The sequence below is a fragment of the Salmonella sp. NW722 genome (assembly GCF_051702785.1).
Classification (GTDB): domain Bacteria; phylum Pseudomonadota; class Gammaproteobacteria; order Enterobacterales; family Enterobacteriaceae; genus Salmonella; species Salmonella enterica.
In genome coordinates, this window is the sequence record NZ_JAMMIN010000004.1 from 519,505 (window position 1) to 536,338 (window position 16,834).

The window sequence follows — 16,834 nt, forward strand, 5'->3', positions numbered from 1 at the left end:
AAATATCGAAACAAAACAATGATACAGATCAGGGACTAATTAGCAACTAAGCCGTTAATATTAAATAATCAATGAACAGCAAGATAAAAATCGTAATTGCAGAATTAAAAGAAATAATATTTCAAAAAAGACATCTATGCATACAACAATGCATTCACGACGAAAATAATAAAAAGGGTGTCATCAATAATGACTCCCTATGAATTTAGTTAAAATTATTTATGAATTAAAACTCCCTAAACGTTTCCTCCAGAAAAATAAATACATTTAAGGGACATAATGAAACAAGACATGTGGGAATTACGGAAAATACAGTCGCAGGGTATAACGGATAACGCACAGTATCCCGCAGGGACATACATCGTATTTACTGCCGCAGCCCCCTACATTCCGCTTTTTGAGCAACATGGGAAAGACGATATCGCGCTCAGTCTTGTTCGCCACGAAGAGGCGTGGTGGATTGTTAATCACTCTGATGAACTGTGCTGTGCCGTCAATGAGCAGGTGATGGAACCTCATCACCGTATGCGGCTGAATGATGGAGATACGATTGAATGGGGTCTGTCATCCTGGTGCCTTGCCCGCACCAATGATGGGTCCCGTCCCGATGTTTCGTTTCCTCAGTTGGTTCAGTCATCTGAATCCGTTGCTGAGTACCTGGATCTGGACTGGTTTAAACAACAACAGCTCAATCCGCAGAACCCGTTCGATATTATTCCCGTCCGGGAAACCGCATCCTCTTACACCGGCCATGAAGCGGATAGCACGCTACACCAGCTTTACCAGGAGTATCAGCAGGCATTGCGGCCCTCCGGGCAGGAAAAGCCCCTCCGTGATAAACCGTTTCCCCGAAATGAAGACGCTGTCACCCAGGATTTGACGTCGTTATACGATAAAAAGGGCGACACCGACACGTTACAGGATATGGTGGCAGGCGCGCCCGGTATTGATGCCATTCTGGATACGCTGGACACGACCGGTGAGGGTGAAATGCACTGGCTGGCGATGGAATCAATGCCCGATATCCTGCAACTGCTCTCGCCGGAACAGGCGGGGAAAACCGCACATAGCGAGATACTGCCCGATCTGACCCGCCGCGAGCATCGTATTATTGGCATCGACAGCCACTACCGAATCACTCCGACACAGAAAAATGGAAATACCGCCCATGAAAAAAACTGACACGCTTCCTGCTACCCTGTCCGCGCTGATACAGGAATACTCTATTGCGGAGGGGATTCAGATGGCGGAGCAGCAGGTTCGGGAAAATCCGGCGAAAGCGCTCTGCCGCCACAGCCTGTTTCAGTTGCTGTGTGTGGCCGGAGACTGGTCGCGGGCGCTACACCAGCTTCAGCTATGCGCCAGGATGGAGGCCAATTATACCCAGGAGGCCCGGCTGTACCGGGAGCTGGTTCGCTGCGAAATGTTCCGCCACACCGTTTTTCAGGGTGAACAACGACCCGGTTTTCTTCTGCCGCAGCCCGTTTGGGTGGAGTCACTGCTGGCGGCACTCGCCTGTCATGACGATACCGGTGAGGTTGATAAACACCGTAATACCGCACTGGAAGCCATAACAGACACGGGCGGGCAGTGGAACGGCGGCGCATTTGACTGGGCGAGCGACAGCGATTCCCGCCTTGGCCCGGTACTTGAGCTGGTCACCGGCGGCGTGTATATCTGGCTGCCGTTTTCGCAAATACGCTCGCTGGAATCGCCGCAACCGACGCGCCTGACCGATCTGCTGTGGAAACCCATTAATATCACCCTGATGAATGGCGATACGCACGGCGCCTGGCTCTTTACCCGTTACAGCGGTTCGGAAAGTGCCTCTGACGCCCTGCGTCTGTGCCGGGAAACCGCCTGGCAGGATGGCCCCGGCGAAACCACCGTGCGGGCGCTGGGGCAGAAAGTGTGGCTGACCAGCCACGGCGATATCAGCCTGCTGGACATGGCCCATTGTACCTTTCATGCTCAGGAAAACGATGGCGCATGAGCACGTCTCGTTTTACACCCGCTAACCACCTGCTGCCCACCCTATTTGATCGGCTGTGTGACAATGCTCCGTATCAGAAAATTGACCGGGATATCAGCGTCACGCCGGTACAACTGAAGGAGATCATTCGTCGGGATCTCTCCTTTTTGCTCAATACCATTAGCCACGAGGGTGACATCGACGCCCGGCGCTATCCGCAGGCGGCGGCGTCAGTGCTCAACTATGGCCTGCCGCCGCTGGCGGGCAGCTTTATGTATGAGCATAAGTGGGACGATATCAGCGAGGCGATCCGGCGCGCCATTATCCGTTTCGAACCCCGGCTGAACGCCGCCACACTCAGGGTCACGCCATTGCTCGATAAAACCCGGCAGGGTAGCTATAACACACTACAGTTTGAAATTCGCGGACAAATTCTGACGCAGCCGTATCCCACGGAGTTTCTGGTACGCAGCGCGCTGGATATGGAGCTGAGCCGCATTACGTTCTTTTAATACAGGGCATTATTCATGGATCCACGGCTACTGGAGTATTACAACCGCGAACTGAGCTACCTGCGGGAGACCGGTGCTGAGTTCGCCACCCTCCATCCCAAAATTGCCGCCCGACTGGGGATGCAGGGAACCGATATTGCCGACCCGTATGTGGAACGCATGATCGAAGCGTTCAGCTTTCTGAGCGCCCGCACTCAGCTAAAAATTGACGCCGAATTTCCCCGCTTCACACAGCGGTTACTGGAAGTCGTCAGCCCCAATTACGTCACCCCCACGCCATCGATGGCAGTGGTAAAGCTGTATCCCGATACGCAGGAAGGCGACCTGGCGAAAGGGGTCACCGTGCCGCGCGATACCGCGTTCGTTTCCCCCATCCCGGAAGGCGAAAATACCGCCTGCCAGTTTCGCAGCAGCCAGGACGTCACGCTGTGGCCGCTGTCCATCGAGGAGGTACGCCTGACCGCCGCGCCGCCGGATATGCCCGCCCTGCACCGCTATCTGCCGCCTAATATTCATGTCGCCGGGGCATTGCGCATCACTCTGCGAACCTTCGGGGAACTGACTTTCAGCGAGCTGGCCGGTCCGACACGGCTGCCCTTTTACCTCTGCGGCGAAGAACGCATTGCGTCACACCTGTTTGAGCTGCTGCATACCAGCGCCGTCGCCACACTGGCCGGTGAACCCGGTCACTTTGACGGCGAACTGAATGTGAATCTTCAACACCCGGTGGCGCACGAAGGGCTGGAGCCAGGGCAGGGGCTGCTGCCGCTCGCCTGGAACGTGTTTCACGGCCATAATCTGCTGCATGAATTTTTCGCCTGTCCGGAACGGTTTTACTTCTTCACCCCGACCGGATTGTCTGCCGGTCTACAAAAGGTGCAGGGCAATGTGGCGGAAATTGTCATACTGCTTAACCGCCTGCCGCCGGACTGGCTGATTCATCAGACGGACGCTGCACAGTTCAGCCTGTTCTGTACGCCGGTGATCAACCTGTTTCCTCGCACCACCACCCGGATTGAAGTCACTCACAGCGTGACGGAACAGCATCTGGTGGTGGATCGTACCCGTCCGCTGGATTACGAGGTGTTTTCTGTCCAGGAAGTCGAAGGCCTGGAAGCGGAAACCACACGGAAGATGATTTTTCGTCCGCTGTATCACACCCGTAATAATGACGAAGGCAACCACGGGCGTTATTTTTCACTGCGTCGTGAGCCGCGCCGATCGTCAGAAAGCGCCCGCCGCTATGGCACCCGAACCCCCTATACCGGCTCGGAAGTCTTCCTCTCGCTGGTTGATCAGCATGAAGCGCCCTACCCGGAAAATCTGCGCCATATCACCGTCACGGCAATGGTGACTAACCGCGATCTGCCCTGCCTTATTCCACGTAATGGCCGGGATGATCTGACCGTAGATGCGGCGATTCCGGTGGCGGGCGTGGGTCTTATCAGACCGCCGCGCCCGCCGCAGCCGCCGCTGGCTGAACGCGAAATGGCCTGGCGGCTGATCCGGCAGTTGTCGTTTAATTATCTGCCGCTGGCCGATCTGGATCACCGCACCGGCGGCCAGGCGCTGCGCGATCTGCTGAATCTGTTTATCCCGGCTCACGACAGCCCGCAGTCGCGCCAGGTGCGCAGCCTGATTGGCTGCAAAACCACCCCGGTGACCCGCCGCCTGCCCGGCTCCGGCCTGTTGGTCTATGGCCGGGGCGTCAGTTGCGAACTGACCGTGGACGAAGAAGGATTTTCCGGTATCAGTCCTTACCTGTTCGGTCTGGTGCTGGAACACTATATTGCCCGCCATGTTTCCATTAATACCTTCTCGCAGATGACGCTGCACTCGATGCAACGCGGGCATGTCATGACCTGGCCGGTCAGAACCGGGCAACGGGGGAGCGTATGACCGGCGCTCTCAACCAGGCGCAGAAAACCCCCTGGCGTTACGGATTCCTGAACCTGATGCGGCGCGTGGATGCCCAGCTCTGTGATACTCCGGCAGGCAGTACCTGGCAGCCACGGATGGAAAAATTCCGTCTGGGACAGACGCCGACGATGACCTTTGCGCCACGGGAAATCGCCCAGGTCAGCTGGCAGGATGGACGCCTGCACCTGAGCCTGTACAGCCTCGGACTATGGGGGCCAAACGGCCCGTTGCCGCTGCACTATACCGAGCTGGCGCTAAATCGCTCAGAGAGTCGTCACGATCCGACGCTGGTTCATTTTTCCAATATTTTTCACCACCGCTGGCTGACGCAGTTCTGGCAGGCATGGCGCAGCGCCCAGTCCGCTGGTGGCGGGCTGGACAAACCGGAACACGACCGTTTTGCGTTTTATATCGCCAGTCTCAGCGGGCAGGATCTACGGGAAAGCGCCGAAAGCCCGCTGTCAGATCATGTTCGCCTGGCAGCCTCCGCCCATCTGGTACGCGAATCGCGCAATCCTGACGGGCTGGCCGCCACGCTGGCACACTATTTCAGCGTACCTTTTGCGGTGAAAGAGTTCGCCCTGCACTGGATAACGGTGGCGAACGATGAAATCACCCGTCTGGGCACGCCCACGCAGTCTTCGGTGCTGGGCAACGGGGCGCTTATCGGCCAGGCCGTACCGGATATGCAGTACAAATTCCGGCTAATTATCGGCCCGCTCACGCTGGAGGATTACCTGCGTTTTCTGCCCGGCGGCAACAATCTGCCCGTGCTGACAGAACTGGTGCGTACGTTCATCGGTTTTGAATATTGCTGGGAAATTGAGCTGCAGTTGAAGCCTCATGCCGCACCGCCTGCGGTGATCGGCGGCGCGCAGCGGCTTGGCTGGACGGCCTGGGCAGGTAAAGCCATGCATGACCGTCCGGTGACAGGCATGATTTTTGAACCTGAACACGGCTTAACCCACTGAGAGTAATGATATGGACATGTCCCTGACTAAACCGGTAAGCGCGGAACAACCCTGCGGCCCCGATCCGGAGTACGACCCGGAATACCTGCTGCTGTTCAGTCGCGCCGCCCCCCAGGCGGAGGCGCAATATGGTGATTTTGTCAGTACGCCGGAAGCCGTGAACTGGCCGGAAATTGAGCGTGATGCGCGCCGTCTGCTCACGCGCAGTAAGGATATCCGGGTGTTGATCCTGCTGCTGCGCAGTCGCATCCAGCAGGCTGGCGCACAGGGACTGGCGGAAATGCTCACGCAACTGGCAGAACTGAGCGTAATCTGGTCTGATGCACTCCATCCACAGCTGCTTACCGGCGAAGGCGCATCCGCAGAGTCTATTGAAGATGCGGCGCTGGCGCGCAGTAATGCCCTGGCGGCGCTGCTGGATCACGAAGGCGTGATGGCAGACATTCGCGGTATCACGCTGTCAAACAGCGCCGCCCTGCGCCTGCAGGTACGGGATGTCGAGCGCGCGTTATCCGCTCCCCGCCCGGCTGATGCGCTGGCCCCCGAATCCGTCCGCCAGCAACTGGCCGACCTCGAAGCCCGTGGGGCATTACCGCTGGCAGCGTTTCGCGAAGCGCAGGAAAGCGCAGAACGCCTGCAAGTGTGGGCGCGTGAGACATTAGGCGATCTGGCTCCAGATTTTTCACGCCTGCGGCAGTTGTTAGCGCTGCTGCCTGACGTGGTACAGACAACCACACCGGAAATCCCTCCGTCGCCAGCGCCAGTGCCAGACCCCGCAGGCACGGTTATGGATAATGCCGTTCCGGCACGGGCAGAGGATGTGCCGCCTGTCAACGCGCCACCCGGTATATCCCTCCCACACAATGCTGAACCGGGGCCAATTCGCGATCGTAATGATGCGCTGGAGCGCCTGCGGTGCATTCGTCGCTGGTTTGAGAGCAGTGAACCCAGTAGCCCGACCATCCCACTGTTACGCCAGGCTGAAAGACTGGTGGGAAAACGGTTCTCGGAGGTGATCAATGAGATCCCGGTGGAGTTGCTGGAGAAGTGGGATGCCCTGGAGTGATGATGCGCATGTCTGGCGGTTCTCCGTGATTATCTGAATGACATCAACATTACGCAGTCTGCTTCTGCGCTGAACATGTCCCGATCCCGGTTAAGCACCGCCATGAGGCCGCGCCTTAAATGTCAGTGGGATCAAAATAGCCATGACAGTGAAAGAAGTGGCGGTAATATCCTGTTCGTCATCCAGGCGTAGGCCCATTTGCGTCAGATTCCACGATAGGCGGTGGCACTGCTGAAGACGAAAAAAAACCGCATCCCTTTTACAGTGATGCGGTTTTTTTTACTTCACAGGGTGTATAAAAACACCCTGAGATTTGTATCTGGCGGAACGGACGGGACTCGAACCCGCGACCCCCTGCGTGACAGGCAGGTATTCTAACCAACTGAACTACCGCTCCGTGATGTTCCCGCTGGGAACGAGGCGAATATTACGGTTTGCGGTGTCGCCCGTCAACGCTTTTTCTCACCTTTTGAATCAGTTGCTGCAAAAATCGCCCGAAGGATGATTTTTATAGCCTAAAAAGGAATAAATTACGCCCGCCAAAGGCAACTTCCGCCCTTTTTCTGCACCAGATCAAGCCGCGATTCATGCGCAGCCAGCTCTTCCTCAGAGGCAAAAACGACCCGTAACCGGCTGGCCTGGCGAACGATTCGCTGAATGGTCTCTTCACCTTGCTGCCGTTGCGTCTCTCCTTCCATCGCAAACGTCATGGACGTTTGTCCGCCCGTCATCGCCAGATACACTTCGGCAAGGATCTGGGCATCGAGCAATGCGCCGTGCAAAGTACGTTTGCTATTATCTATCTCATAACGCGAACACAGCGCATCAAGGCTGTTACGCTTGCCGGGGAACATTTTCCGCGCCAACGCCAGGCTATCGGTAACTTTGCAGAAAGTATTGGTTTTAGGTATATCGCGTTTAAGCAGACCAAACTCATAATCCATAAAGCCGATATCGAACGATGCGTTATGGATGACCAGCTCCGCACCGCGGATATAATCAAGAAACTCATCGACCACATCAGCAAAAACCGGCTTATCCAGCAGAAACTCATCGGCAATACCGTGTACGCCAAACGCTTCCGGATCCACCAGCCGATCCGGCTTCAGGTAAACATGAAAATTGTTGCCGGTCAGACGACGGTTTATCACCTCAACCGCACCGATCTCAATAATCTTGTGACCTTCATAGTGCGCGCCTATCTGGTTCATACCGGTGGTTTCGGTATCGAGGACAATCTGTCGTGTAATTGCAGTGCTCATATCGGTCATTTATGTCAGACTTGCGTTTTGTTATCGATTTCAATTACAGGAAGTCTACCAGAGATGCTTAAACAGGTAGAAATTTTCACCGATGGCTCTTGCCTGGGGAATCCAGGGCCTGGTGGTTATGGCGCTATCTTACGCTATCGCGGTCATGAAAAAACGTTTAGTGAAGGTTACACGCTGACCACCAATAACCGTATGGAACTGATGGCGGCGATCGTCGCGCTTGAAGCGTTAAAAGAACATTGCGAAGTGACATTGAGCACCGACAGTCAATATGTGCGGCAAGGAATTACCCAATGGATTCATAACTGGAAGAAACGCGGCTGGAAAACAGCGGAAAAGAAACCCGTAAAAAATGTCGATCTGTGGAAACGTCTCGATGCTGCGTTAGGTCAGCATCAGATCAAATGGGTATGGGTCAAAGGCCATGCAGGCCATCCCGAAAACGAGCGTTGTGATGAACTGGCGCGCGCCGCGGCAATGAACCCCACGCAGGAAGATAGTGGCTACCAGGCGGAGGCTTAGCCATCCGGTTTGCGATATTGCCGGGTGGCGCCAACGGTCTGGCGGATAGGGGTTTTACTTTTATTATGTCGCAGCGGATTAAGCGTAAGCGGGATGGTCCGCTTACGGGCCACAATAAGCTGTAAACAGCCCAGCGCCGGGATATGCGTATTTAAAAGCCGCCCCCCCTGCTTTTTCCAGGGTAAGACATGAAAACGGCTATAATGTAGCACTTCGAAATTGAGTAAAGACAGCCAGTCCAGTTGCCGCATAAGGGTAAACATCCGACTATTATAGGGCGGTGTTTTACGTAAAACGGGTACCAGTTTACGTAACCCCATCAAACTCAGCGGGTTAAATCCACTGATGACCAGCCAACCGTCATCAATCAATACGCGGTCGGCTTCCCGCAATAAACGGTGCGGATCGGTACACCACGGCAAAGTATGCGCCAGCAGACAAACATCGACGGATTTATCTGCAAAAGGAAGGTGTAGCGGATCGGCCAGAACCTGCATCGGTGAGCCCTGCGATGAAACATTCACCTGATGGGAGACCGCGCACGCTTCGGAATTGATTTCTGCGCTTAAATTACCGATTTTAAGCAAATGGAAACCATACATTTTTGCAAACCACGGATTTAGCTGCTGTTCCAGCGCCTCACGGTAGTAATTGCCCCAGGGCAACTCACCCCAACATCCGGGCGCAACGACAGTTTGAGAGAGCCTTGCCGGTTTCATCGCAACCTTCCGCTAATTATTTGAGAGGTAATATATGAATCTTAACAGTATTCCCGCGTTTCAGGACAATTACATCTGGGTGCTGACCAATGATGAAGGCCGCTGTGTGATTGTTGATCCCGGCGAAGCGGCACCCGTCTTAAAGGCCATTGCTGAACATAAGTGGATGCCGGAGGCGATTTTTCTGACGCATCACCATCACGACCATGTTGGCGGAGTCAAAGAGCTGTTGCAACACTTCCCGCAAATGACGGTTTATGGACCGGCGGAAACGCAAGACAAGGGAGCAACCCATCTTGTTGGCGATGGCGATACTATTCGCGTTTTAGGCGAGAAATTTACTCTTTTTGCCACGCCGGGCCACACGTTAGGACACGTCTGTTACTTTAGCCACCCTTACTTATTCTGCGGCGACACGCTGTTTTCCGGCGGCTGTGGTCGACTGTTTGAAGGCACGCCATCACAGATGTATCAGTCACTTATGAAAATTAATTCTCTGCCTGACGACACGCTCATTTGCTGCGCTCACGAATACACTTTAGCTAACATTAAGTTCGCATTGAGCATACTTCCGCACGATTCGTTCATAAATGAATATTATCGTAAAGTTAAAGAGTTACGTGTAAAAAAACAAATGACATTACCCGTTATTCTTAAAAATGAGCGTAAGATTAATCTTTTTTTAAGAACTGAAGATATTGATTTAATTAACGAAATAAACAAAGAAACAATATTGCAACAACCAGAAGCGCGTTTTGCATGGTTAAGGTCAAAGAAAGACACGTTCTGATAATTCTTACTTGTCATTCGCTAACTTCGCCGTTATGATCGGTCGTCTTTTAAGCAACTATTGACACACACATGAAGGCAAAAGCGATATTACTCGCCTCTGTCCTGCTTGTGGGGTGCCAGACGTCTCAGAACACTGGCAACGTCCAACAGCACGCACAGAGCCTTTCTGCAGCTGGTCAAGGGGAAGCAGGAAAGTTTACGAGTCAGGCACGATGGATGGACGACGGAACGTCTATCGCGCCAGATCAGGACTTGTGGGCTTTCATTGGCGACGAGCTAAAGATGGGAATTCCGGAAAACAGCCGGATTCGCGAACAGAAACAGAAGTATTTACGCAATAAGAGCTATCTCCACGATGTAACTTTACGGGCAGAGCCGTATATGTACTGGATAGCGGGGCAGGTTAAGAAACGTAACATGCCTATGGAGCTGGTACTACTACCCATAGTGGAGAGCGCTTTTGATCCTCACGCAACGTCTGGCGCCAATGCCGCAGGCATCTGGCAGATCATACCGAGCACAGGGCGCAATTATGGTTTAAAGCAGACCCGTAATTATGACGCGCGTCGCGATGTTGTAGCCTCTACGACCGCCGCGTTAGACATGATGCAGCGTCTGAACAAAATGTTTGACGGCGACTGGCTGTTAACCGTTGCAGCGTATAACAGCGGCGAAGGCCGTGTTATGCGGGCAATTAAAGCAAACAAAGCGCGTGGAAAACCGACGGATTTCTGGTCGCTTTCTTTGCCCACAGAAACGAAACTCTACGTACCTAAGATGCTGGCATTGAGTGAAATTCTCAAAAACAGCAAACGCTATGGCGTACGTCTGCCAACAACAGATGAAAGCCGAGCGCTGGCACGAGTTCGTTTAAACAGTCCAGTTGAAATGGCCCAGGTTGCGGATATGGCGGGCATGTCTATCAGCAAGCTGAAGACGTTTAATGCCGGTGTAAAAGGGTCTACCTTAGGCGTAAGCGGTCCGCAATATGTTATGGTGCCCAAAAAGCATGCCGAGCAGTTGCGTGAGTCGCTGGCTTCCGGTGAGATTGACGCCGTTCAGTCCCAACTGATCGCCGACAATACGCCGTTGAATAGCCGTAGCTATAAGGTGCGCTCTGGCGATACGCTTTCCGGTATTGCTTCGCGGCTTGGCGTAAGCACGAAGGACTTGCAGCAGTGGAACAACCTGCGTGGTTCGCGTCTGAAAATCGGGCAAAGCCTGACCGTAGGCGCTGGCAGCAGCGCGCAACGACTGGCAAACAATAGCGATAGCATTACCTATCGTGTCCGTAAAGGCGATTCGCTTTCCAGTATCGCCAGACGTCACGGGGTGAATATCAAAGATGTGATGCGCTGGAACCATGATACGGATAATCTACAACCGGGCGATCAGCTTACGTTGTTTGTGAAGGACAATAGCACGCCAGACTCCTGATATTGCCCGACGAAAAAGCCAAAAGGCGCCGCTTCCCCCGGCGCCTTTTAAATTGCTATACCGCTTTATGCGCTTCCAGCATGATAGTATCGCTGCTAAACGAGCCGTCATCCTGCAACTCAAAATAACGCTTCACCTCTACCGGGGCACTCGCCTGATATAATCGAATCGCCTCAACCAACGGCGCTGGCGTACGCATCCGCGTTACCCATGAGCGAAACTCCAGCGATAAACGATCGGTTATCACGGTATTCGTTACCAGCATCGCGTTATTGACCATCGTCAGCCATTCGCCACTGGAATAGTTACGGACATGCGACGTGTCGCGTAACGCCTCCACCGTTTGCAGCCAGATATCGCGTACAGGATGTCCAGGCGACATGACATCCATGATAATCAGCACGCCGCCGGGTTTTAATACACGATAAACCTCACGCAATGCCTGACCAACGTCGTGCCAGTGATGCGCGGAATAGCGGCTAATCACCACCTCAAACGATGCATCTTCAAAGGGCAGTTTTTCGGCATAGCCTTGACGGAGAGTAATATTACTTAAATGTCTTTCTTCCGCCGCTCCAGCGACAACCTCAAGCATGCTGGCGGATAAATCGTATGCCACGACCGAGTTGGCATGTTGCGCAGCGACAAAACTCGCGTGTCCAGCCCCACATCCCATATCCAGTACGTTCGCGTGGGAAAAATCAGACAGCCTTTGCGCCAGCCGCGCTAAGTCACGACCCGATGCGTGAACGGCGCTATGTAAATAGGCGTTCGCCTGTGAACCAAACTGCTTTTCAACATTGTCATGGTGGGAATGCGTTGTCATGGTAGTGCCCTTCTGTTATGAGAAAAGTAAAGGGCAGCACCCGAAGAGGCCTGCCCCACGGCAGACCTGACGCACCTTTATTGCTCAGGTTTGCCGGGACTGAATTCAACGAGTAGCGGATTGTGATCGGAAGCGCGCGTCACCAGTACGGAGGCTTCATTCACGTTTAAACCACGATAAAAAACAAAATCCAGCGGTCGTCCAAACGCACGACGGCGCTGATCGTCAGTGAAACGCACCTGGCGCAGCGACATCTCACGTGCAAAGCGGTACAACGCATTCATACGTGGGCGGCTCCAGGCATTAAAATCACCCGCCATAATGACAGGGCCGCTATGGTGCGCAATCTGGTCGCCGATCGGAAGTAACTGCTTACTGTATACGTCCACGCCCAGACTAAAATTTACCGCATGAACATTTACTACCATTAATAAACGGGTATCCGGCAAGGGATATACCGTCACCAGGGCTGATTTCGCCAAACGTAAAATTGGTTCTCTTTCCCGTAAAGGGCAGCAGTAAACAGGATGGGCGGCAGAAAGCGTCATGACGCCAGACGGATGCTGAGGTAATACAAAAGCGGGAACCTGATCGGCGGCAAGATAGTTAGCGGTGGCAAACTGTACCAGTTCAGGCGTCGTCTGGGCCTCCTGCAACAGGACCAGATGCGCATCTTTGCCGTAGTTCTTCAGCACCGATAACCATTCGGCTCGCTGCTGCTTGAATATATTCCACACGAGGATACGGATCCGCTCTTCACTGCTTAGCGGTTCCCCGGCGGGCAATGCCTGGCCGATGCTCGCAAACGACCCTGGCGGCAAAATCCGCTCGGCGGGCTGTCCGGCAACATAGCGCATCGCATAGGTATTTTTTCGCACTTTTGACTTTCAAACCTCTGTAACGTCAACCAGTCCTCAACCGGACTGGTTCTTCTGTTATAGGGATTTTAGCACTCACTTTCAACGAACAATTGCAGTTTGTTTTGTAAGTAGGCGCTTACATCAATAATTTACTCCAGAGCAATGCGCACAGGTTTATCAAGACGTCCGCTGACGCCCATCAGCAGAAAAGCCACCAGAACAATGAGGGCGCCAATCCACGGCGTCTGCGCCAAACCGTAATGCTCCACCGTTTGCCCGCCAATCACGGAGCCCAGCGCAATACCAATGTTAAACGCCGCAATGTTCAGACCTGACGCCACATCTACCGCATTAGGCGTGAATTGTTCCGCTTTCTGTACCACGTAGACCTGCAAACCCGGTACGTTACCGAAGGCAAAGACCCCCATCACCAGAATGGTAGCCAGCGCGGCATACTGCGTGGAGGCCGTCACCTGGAAGACCATCAGCAGAACAAACAGCACGGCGAAAATGAATTTCAGCGCCGGCACGGCACCATGCTTATCCGCCAGTTTACCGCCCCAGATATTGCCGATAGCCACAGATACGCCATAACCCAGTAGGATCCAGCTTACTGCTGCCGGGGAGAATCCCGCCAGATCCTGCATCATCGGCGCCAGGAAGGTGAATGCCGTGAATACCCCGCCGTAGCCAAGCGCCGTAACGGCGTAAATCAGCAACAGACGAGGATGAGTCAGTACTTCCACCTGGTCACGAATGCTGGCGGCCGCCCGACCGGGAATGTTGGCCGGGATCAGCAGTTGACTGCTCATCAGCGCAATCACGCCTAACAGTGATACCGCAAGGAAGGTCTCACGCCAGCCAAAATGCTGACCGATAAATGTTCCCAGCGGCACGCCCGTGACCAGAGCTACCGTTAAACCACCAAACATAATAGCGATCGCAGAAGCCGCTTTCTCTTTTGGCACCAGACTTGTCGCGATGGTAGATCCAATCGAGAAGAACACGCCGTGCGCCAGGCCCGTCAGCAGACGGGCGACGATTAATGTCATATAGCCCGGTGCCTGCCATGCCAGCAAATTCCCCGCCGTAAACAAGACCATCAGCGCGACCAGTAACTGTTTACGCGGCAGGCGTCCGGTCAGCGCGGTTAGCACCGGCGCGCCAATAGCCACACCCAGCGCATAGATTGAAACCAGCATTCCGGCGGAAGGTAACGAGATAGCCAGTTGTTGAGCAATGGTCGGCACCAGGCCGACAATCACAAACTCAGTCGTACCGATAGCGAAAGCACTTATTGTCAGTGCAAATAAAGCGAGAGGCATACATAACTCCATAACAGCAGTAATCAGATGACACGCAGTATGCCTGGATGTTTTAATGACAAAAATAGCCAAAATATCAATTTAATTTTGCTTCAGGAGCAAAAATGAAAGCCACCTCCGAAGAACTTGCAATTTTTGTCGCTGTCGTGGAAAGCGGCAGCTTCAGCCGGGCGGCAGAGCAGCTTGGACAGGCCAATTCCGCTGTCAGCCGGGCAGTTAAAAAGCTGGAGATGAAGCTCGGCGTCAGTCTGCTTAATCGTACGACCCGACAGCTGAGCCTGACTGAAGAAGGAGAGCGATACTTCAGGCGCGTGCAGCAGATACTGCAAGAAATGGCCGCCGCAGAAACGGAAATCATGGAGTCGCGTAATACCCCGCGCGGCTTACTGCGTATCGATGCGGCAACGCCGGTAATGCTGCATTTCCTGATGCCGCTGATTAAACCTTTTCGTGAACGGTATCCGGAAATAACGTTGTCTCTTGTCTCCTCAGAAACGTTCATCAATCTTATTGAACGAAAAGTGGATGTTGCGATACGCGCAGGCACGTTGACAGATTCAAGTCTGCGCGCGCGTCCGTTATTTACCAGTTATCGTAAGATTATCGCCTCACCGGATTATATTGCCCGTTTTGGCAAGCCAGAGACCGTTGAAGAGTTAAAACGGCATCTGTGCCTGGGGTTCTCAGAACCTGTTTCGCTCAATACCTGGCCGATTGCCTGTAGCGACGGGCAGCTCCATGAGATCAAATGTGGGATTTCTTCCAATAGCGGGGAAACGTTAAAACAACTTTGCCTGAACGGTAACGGCATTGCATGTCTTTCAGATTATATGATTGATAAAGAGATCGCGCGGGGAGAACTGGTGGAACTGCTGGCCGATAAACGTCTGCCGGTAGAAATGCCTTTCAGCGCCGTTTACTACAGCGATCGCGCCGTCAGCACACGCATTCGGGCATTTATCGACTTTTTGAGCGAATATATAAGAACAGCCCCCGCAGGAGCTGTGAAAGAGGGGTAAAGGGTACAAAGGGTCAGGCAATTAATCCCACTCAGGGGCCAAACCTTCCGGACTAACCAGGCGGTCGTTGCAGTCCAGTGCCGCGATCGCTGCTCTATCTTCGGCATCCAGATGCAGTTCCAGTGCCAGCAGGTTGCTTGCCAGGTTTTCACGCCTGGTGGATGAAGGGATCACCGAGTAACCTTCACCCATAGCCCATGCCAGAATAACCTGCGCCGGGGTCGCATTATGTTTAGCCGCAATGCGTGCAATCACTTCATCTTTCAGCGCCTTACCGTATGCCAGCGTCATGTAAGAGGTGATATGGATACCGTGCGCTTTCGCCCAGTCAACCACCTTACGACTCTGCAGATACGGAGATAGTTCAATCTGGTTGGTGGCTATATGGTCTGCGCCCACCGCGGCAATAGCCTTTTCCATCAACGGAATGGTGAAGTTTGAAATGCCAATTTCGCGAGTCAGCCCTTGTTTTTTAGCTTCCAGCAATGCCTGCATAAATTCTTCGACAGACACGGCATCACCCGGAGATGGCCAGTGGATCAGCGTCAGATCGACATAATCGGTACGCAGTTTTTTCAGGCTCTCTTTCAGGCTTGGGATTAGCTTGTCTTTGCTAAGGTTTTCAATCCAGATCTTGGTGGTGATGTACAGCTCATTACGCGGTACGCCGCTCTCAGCAATCGCCTGTCCAACAGCCGCTTCATTATCATAGATTTGCGCAGTGTCGACAGCACGGTAGCCCAGTTCAAGCGCCGTTTTAACAGAAGCGATAACCACGTCGTCTTTCAGGCGAAAAGTACCTAAACCGAATGCAGGGATAGTCATAGAATTCCTCTTTTTAATCACTATGTTCGTTAACTGAGGGGATTATGACCTTCAGCGCTTTGCAGAAAAAGAGCGAGAAATGCAGAGGATTTTTGCGAATTGAGCAATAATTAAATGACATGCAAAGAAAGAGCCCTGAGCTAATGCTCAGGGCTCTTAATAAGTGGCGGAACGGACGGGACTCGAACCCGCGACCCCCTGCGTGACAGGCAGGTATTCTAACCAACTGAACTACCGCTCCACCGAATTTCTTTGTCACAATCCGGATTTTCATCCCGGTTTACTGCAATTTGATGCCTGGCAGTTTATGAATCACTTCGTGATTCACCCTTCGGGCCGTTGCTTCGCAACGTTCAAAAGCTTTCGCTTTTGTCCTACTCTCTGTCGAGTAGTGAACTGCCCCGAAAGTTAATGCCATACTTCTAATTTGATGCCTGGCAGTTCCCTACTCTCGCATGGGGAGACCCCACACTACCATCGGCGCTACGGCGTTTCACTTCTGAGTTCGGCATGGGGTCAGGTGGGACCACCGCGCTAGTGCCGCCAGGCAAATTCTTTGTGCTCTGTCCTGTGTCTTTTACACTGATACGGCGTTGGCTGCTCTTGCGGGCGTCAGTCACATACTTCTGTATGCTCCTTCCGTCGCTGCGTTTGCCGCCTTGTCTCAGCGTAAAATCCTTCGGACTCTGAATCTGAGCTGAAAATTGTTGTCTTCTCAATCCGCCAAAACATCTTCGGCGTTGTAAGGTTAAGCCTCACGGTTCATTAGTACCGGTTAGCTCAACGCATCGCTGCGC

Annotated in this window: 16 protein-coding genes, 2 tRNA genes and 1 rRNA gene; 10 read left to right on the forward strand and 9 right to left on the reverse strand. The window is 53.4% G+C overall.

The features are described from left to right. Positions 1 to 279 precede the first annotated feature (279 nt). Genes tagK through NA330_RS12835 form a run of 6 tightly spaced genes read left to right on the forward strand, consistent with a single transcriptional unit; the run spans position 280 to position 6,441 of the window. Entirely contained in the window at positions 280 to 1,182 is a 903-nt protein-coding gene (gene tagK, locus NA330_RS12810) for a type VI secretion system-associated protein TagK (protein ID WP_023242263.1), read from the forward strand. Further along, on the forward strand, positions 1,169 to 1,993 hold the full coding sequence (locus NA330_RS12815; RefSeq protein ID WP_023181859.1) for a type VI secretion system accessory protein TagJ: 825 nt from the start codon (positions 1,169 to 1,171) through the stop codon (positions 1,991 to 1,993). The genes tagK and NA330_RS12815 overlap by 14 nt, the downstream gene beginning before the upstream one ends. Then, positions 1,990 to 2,484: a type VI secretion system baseplate subunit TssE gene (tssE, locus tag NA330_RS12820; protein WP_000108007.1), complete on the forward strand. Its 495-nt coding sequence runs from the start codon at positions 1,990 to 1,992 to the stop codon at positions 2,482 to 2,484. Before NA330_RS12815 ends, tssE begins: the two co-directional genes overlap by 4 nt. 15 nt (positions 2,485 to 2,499) lie before the next feature. Further along, entirely contained in the window at positions 2,500 to 4,383 is a 1,884-nt protein-coding gene (tssF, locus tag NA330_RS12825) for a type VI secretion system baseplate subunit TssF (protein WP_023242264.1), read from the forward strand. Beyond that, entirely contained in the window at positions 4,380 to 5,375 is a 996-nt protein-coding gene (gene tssG / locus NA330_RS12830) for a type VI secretion system baseplate subunit TssG (RefSeq protein WP_023242265.1), read from the forward strand. Before tssF ends, tssG begins: the two co-directional genes overlap by 4 nt. A gap of 10 nt (positions 5,376 to 5,385) precedes the next feature. Next, positions 5,386 to 6,441, forward strand: a complete 1,056-nt coding sequence (locus NA330_RS12835) for an ImpA family type VI secretion system protein (RefSeq protein WP_000367619.1) — start codon at positions 5,386 to 5,388, stop codon at positions 6,439 to 6,441. Between the two features lie 320 nt (positions 6,442 to 6,761). Here the strand turns inward: NA330_RS12835 and NA330_RS12840 are convergent. Further along, positions 6,762 to 6,838, reverse strand: a tRNA-Asp gene (locus tag NA330_RS12840). 133 nt (positions 6,839 to 6,971) lie between these two features. After that, positions 6,972 to 7,703, reverse strand: a complete 732-nt coding sequence (gene dnaQ, locus NA330_RS12845) for a DNA polymerase III subunit epsilon (protein ID WP_023242266.1) — start codon at positions 7,701 to 7,703, stop codon at positions 6,972 to 6,974. A 63-nt stretch (positions 7,704 to 7,766) separates the two neighbouring features. Here dnaQ and rnhA point away from each other — a divergent pair, with 63 nt between their 5' ends. Further along, entirely contained in the window at positions 7,767 to 8,234 is a 468-nt protein-coding gene (gene rnhA, locus NA330_RS12850) for a ribonuclease HI (RefSeq protein WP_000917872.1), read from the forward strand. Here the strand turns inward: rnhA and NA330_RS12855 are convergent. Beyond that, positions 8,231 to 8,953, reverse strand: coding sequence for a class I SAM-dependent methyltransferase (locus tag NA330_RS12855; RefSeq protein ID WP_000801238.1), 723 nt, complete (start codon positions 8,951 to 8,953; stop codon positions 8,231 to 8,233). The two genes, rnhA and NA330_RS12855, sit on opposite strands and share 4 nt — an antisense overlap. 34 nt (positions 8,954 to 8,987) lie before the next feature. Here NA330_RS12855 and gloB point away from each other — a divergent pair, with 34 nt between their 5' ends. Both gloB and mltD read left to right on the forward strand, forming a co-directional pair. Next, positions 8,988 to 9,743, forward strand: a complete 756-nt coding sequence (gene gloB, locus NA330_RS12860) for a hydroxyacylglutathione hydrolase (RefSeq protein WP_001052773.1) — start codon at positions 8,988 to 8,990, stop codon at positions 9,741 to 9,743. 71 nt (positions 9,744 to 9,814) lie between these two features. Further along, on the forward strand, positions 9,815 to 11,182 hold the full coding sequence (mltD, locus tag NA330_RS12865) for a murein transglycosylase D (protein WP_023242267.1): 1,368 nt from the start codon (positions 9,815 to 9,817) through the stop codon (positions 11,180 to 11,182). 55 nt (positions 11,183 to 11,237) lie between these two features. Here the strand turns inward: mltD and NA330_RS12870 are convergent, their stop codons facing one another. From NA330_RS12870 to NA330_RS12880, 3 genes are all read right to left on the reverse strand, one after another. After that, positions 11,238 to 12,008, reverse strand: coding sequence for a class I SAM-dependent methyltransferase (locus NA330_RS12870; RefSeq protein WP_000207237.1), 771 nt, complete (start codon positions 12,006 to 12,008; stop codon positions 11,238 to 11,240). A 77-nt stretch (positions 12,009 to 12,085) separates the two neighbouring features. Then, positions 12,086 to 12,886 carry an endonuclease/exonuclease/phosphatase family protein gene (locus tag NA330_RS12875; RefSeq protein WP_001230970.1) on the reverse strand — a complete coding sequence of 267 codons (801 nt, stop codon included), beginning with the start codon at positions 12,884 to 12,886 and terminating at the stop codon, positions 12,086 to 12,088. A gap of 131 nt (positions 12,887 to 13,017) precedes the next feature. Next, positions 13,018 to 14,193: an MFS transporter gene (locus NA330_RS12880; protein ID WP_023242269.1), complete on the reverse strand. Its 1,176-nt coding sequence runs from the start codon at positions 14,191 to 14,193 to the stop codon at positions 13,018 to 13,020. Between the two features lie 104 nt (positions 14,194 to 14,297). Here NA330_RS12880 and yafC point away from each other — a divergent pair, with 104 nt between their 5' ends. Continuing rightward, positions 14,298 to 15,212 carry a DNA-binding transcriptional regulator YafC gene (gene yafC / locus NA330_RS12885; RefSeq protein WP_000648534.1) on the forward strand — a complete coding sequence of 305 codons (915 nt, stop codon included), beginning with the start codon at positions 14,298 to 14,300 and terminating at the stop codon, positions 15,210 to 15,212. A gap of 21 nt (positions 15,213 to 15,233) precedes the next feature. On the opposite strand, the gene dkgB is transcribed toward yafC, so the two are convergent. The 3 genes from dkgB to rrf form a co-directional block, all read right to left on the reverse strand. Then, the gene (gene dkgB / locus NA330_RS12890; protein WP_023242270.1) at positions 15,234 to 16,037 is read right to left on the reverse strand and encodes a 2,5-didehydrogluconate reductase DkgB; all 804 of its coding nucleotides are present in this window, start codon (positions 16,035 to 16,037) and stop codon (positions 15,234 to 15,236) included. 164 nt (positions 16,038 to 16,201) lie between these two features. Further along, positions 16,202 to 16,278: transfer RNA gene (locus NA330_RS12895), tRNA-Asp, on the reverse strand. A 191-nt stretch (positions 16,279 to 16,469) separates the two neighbouring features. Then, positions 16,470 to 16,585: ribosomal RNA gene (rrf, locus tag NA330_RS12900) — 5S ribosomal RNA — on the reverse strand. Positions 16,586 to 16,834: the final 249 nt, after the last annotated feature.